The 3,282-nt window shown below is 50.8% G+C and carries 2 protein-coding genes; both read left to right on the top strand.

What is annotated here, in order from left to right; all coding sequences use genetic code 11:
• Positions 1 to 643 precede the first annotated feature (643 nt).
• On the top strand, positions 644 to 2,296 hold the full coding sequence (locus tag RMO15_RS31210) for an ISL3 family transposase (protein WP_309722531.1): 1,653 nt from the start codon (positions 644 to 646) through the stop codon (positions 2,294 to 2,296).
• A gap of 547 nt (positions 2,297 to 2,843) precedes the next feature.
• On the top strand, positions 2,844 to 3,282 hold a 439-nt coding region (locus RMO15_RS31205; RefSeq protein ID WP_309722528.1), incomplete at its 3' end, for a DUF262 domain-containing protein.

Genomic DNA, 3,282 nt, shown 5'->3' with positions numbered 1-3,282 from the left:
GGTGCGGTAAGAAGTCTTTTTCCCTTTGGGTTTAGGCTCTTTGGTTGTTTTGTTTCGTTTCACAGCTTTTCATAATTGCCAGAACCGTGCCTGTAGCTACCTGATAAAAATACGGGTTAGCCCGTTATGCAACAAAGCCGCAATGAATCTCTATTCTCTGAGAAACATGCAACATACCATTCAAATTGTTCATTTTCTTTGACAGGTTCATTACCACTGCACCTAATAAACTCTGAAATACTTGGCAGAGTCCGAGTACATGCCGCACAATTTAGAAGTCTAGAAGATTTTTCAGGTATTTTTGAACGACTTGCCTCCAGTTCAAACCGCCTTGCTACCATATCTCTCCCATAAACTAGTTCCATTTTGTCGGCTAGATCCTCAATCGCTGTTGCCCATATGTAACGGCGATTGAGGATTACTTTTAGGACATCCAAACTTGTGTAGTGGTAGAGCACTTGATCGGTGTAGGAATTGTTATTCATGTTCTTTTCCCTTCAGGTCCTTGAGCCCTGCTTAGGAGATAGAGTGTCATCCCCAAAACTCAAACGACGTTATATTGATTTTGTCAATCTCTTTTGGGTTCTCCCGATAGTTTGGTGAAAAGAGAGACACTGGCCAGGAATCAGTCGTATCAAAGAGCATGACTCCCGCGATTCTCTTACCCTTCTACGAGGGGCTGCGCATTGACAGTATCACCGCGACGGAAGATGCCATCGTGCTAAGGATAGCGACCGTCGCACCCTCAGCACCTTGTCCCAAGTGCTCGCGTGCAGCCACTCGCGTCCATAGCCACTACCAAAGAACGCTCAACGACATGCCCTGGAACAAGGTCCAGGTGCGAATCCAGCTCACCAGTCGAAAGTTCTTCTGTGACTACACCGACTGTAAGCAAGCCATCTTTACAGAGCCAATACCACAACTCGCAAAACGCCATGCCTGTAAAACGCATCGCCTTGACGGGGCACTTGCCCTCATCGGCTATGCTCTGGGAGGAGAGGCAGGGGCACGACTTGCCACGGGACTAGGATTCTCAGTCAGTCCCGATACCCTTCTCAATCGGGTGCGGCAACAAGGGTCACCCTCCCTGGGCAAAGAGCCTGTCCGCGCCGTCGGAGTCGATGATTGGGCTTTCTGTAAGGGCAGAGCCTACGGGACAATCCTGGTGGACTTGGACAAGCATCAGCTCTTAGATTTGTTGCCGGATCGTTTGGCACAGACCTTGGCTCAGTGGCTCAAATCTCATCCTGAAGTCGAGTTTGTCAGCCGAGATCGAGCGAGCGCCTATGCGGATGGGGCCAAGATAGGTGCTCCCCAAGCCAGGCAGGTTGCTGATAGGTTCCATGTGCTCAAGAATCTGGTTGAAGCCTTGGAGCACCTCGTCTTGAGGTATCAACGGCCTCTCCAGCAAGCCTGTAGACTCGTATCCACACCAACTGTATCCACCAAGGCCACTACCACCGGTGTAGAAGGAACTGTATCCCCCAGCCAGGCTGAAAGTCAGGCGCGGCGTCAGCGTCGATTAGCTCGCTATGAACAAGTGGTGCAATGGTATCGACAAGGAGTGCCCATCCATCAGATTGCCCGCAATTTGAAGATGCATCGCCGGATAGTGCGTCAGTTTGTGCGAGCGAGCGAGTTTCCCGAGCGGGCTACTCCGCGCCAGCGACCACGGCAGGAAGATTCCCACAGCGAGTATCTGCAAGAGCGTTGGGCATCGGGTTGCCATAACGCAGCGCAGCTCTTTCGGGAGATTCAGGAGCGCGGCTATGTAGGATGCCAATCGGCATTGCGGCGCTATTTGCTTTCGTGGCGCGCGTCCTTGCCAGAAGGACTTCGAGACCAACGGGGTCGTAAAGTGAAAGCTGCTGTGTCAGTGCGTTTCTCTCCACGAACGACCGCTTGGCTTTTGTTGGGCTATGCCAAGAACAAGGACACGCGGCGACCAAGCCTCAACGCGGCGTTCTTGAAAGTTCTGATTGAGCTTTGCCCTGCTATTGGTGTGGCTCAGGCGCTGTCGTTGCAATTCTTCTTGTTGTTTCGTCAGCGTCGCAGTACTGATTTGCAGCCCTGGATAGAGACAGTCTTGGCCAGCGATCTATTGGAGTTGAAGAGTTTTGCCCGTGGCCTCTCGGAGGATTTTGCTGCGGTTTCAGCGGGTATAGATACTTGCTATTCCAACGGTCAAGCTGAGGGTCAGGTGAACCGACTCAAGCTGATCAAGCGTTCGATGTATGGTCGTGCTGGCTTTACCCTTCTGCAGGCGAGGGTTCTTCCGATGCGGAGCATGGCCTAAGCGCCGGTGGAAAATGGGCTTGGAACTCGTTTTCACCAAACTATCGGGAGAGCCCAAATCAGAATAGCAGAATCATATATTGTATTATACACACAAACAAGGATAAAAGTTCCTGATCCTCAAAAAGTTTTTCAGGATTGTCAAACCGCATTTACAAATGCACCACTACGCCGCGTCGGTGGCTCTGCGTACTTCGGGCCGTTATGGGAGCGCAAAGCCCTCGTAACTTAGGGATTCTAGGCACGAAACGTCCTGAAATTAGCTATTTGGGATAGGGAGGGTTGCTCTCGCTTCACGCGGCGTAGTGGATCAAATCTCGGGGTCTTCCGCACTTTTGGTGAAAACACGTTTTGAGCTACTACTGGTCGAAGATTCTTATGGAAAAAATCAACAGGTAGTAGGCCATCACCAAAAGTGCGGAAGACCCAAATCTCGGCGCGGTTTGACAAGGATTGGCGGTGTTGCTATCAGCGACCTCTCACAACTCAGGAACTAAACTCATGCCCCTCCATAGATTTCGCCAGGTTACTGAGTACAATGATCTACTATGGCAAACGATATCAAAACAGAAAAGCTCCTCATCAAAGATGTCTTCGAGCGCTGGTTCTGTGTTCCTGAGTACCAACGCCCCTACGTCTGGGGAAAAGAGGAGGTTGCCGACCTTCTTGACGACATCTCAGATGCTCTCAGCTCCCGGCCAAGTAGCGAGTACTTTCTGGGATCTATCGTCTTCCAAACCAAGCTTGTTAAAAGCAACAACGGACCTGACTTCGAGGAGCATGATCTACTTGATGGTCAGCAAAGGCTAACAACCTGTCTGCTCCTTCATGCGGTCGGTCGCGACCTTGCAACGCACCCACAACTCAAAGAGAGTTGCCACAAAGCTGTCTTTCAGCAAGAGAATGAGTTTGACGGGATTCCTGAGCGTATTCGGATTGTTTACGATATCCGCCCAGAGGTTTTAGCGTTCATCCAGAAGTATCTCC

The sequence above is a fragment of the Armatimonas sp. genome (assembly GCF_031410135.1).
In the GTDB taxonomy this organism is placed as follows: Bacteria; Armatimonadota; Armatimonadia; order Armatimonadales; family Armatimonadaceae; genus Armatimonas.
Note: the sequence above shows the minus strand (reverse complement) of the source record. Positions and strands in the feature narration are given on the sequence as shown.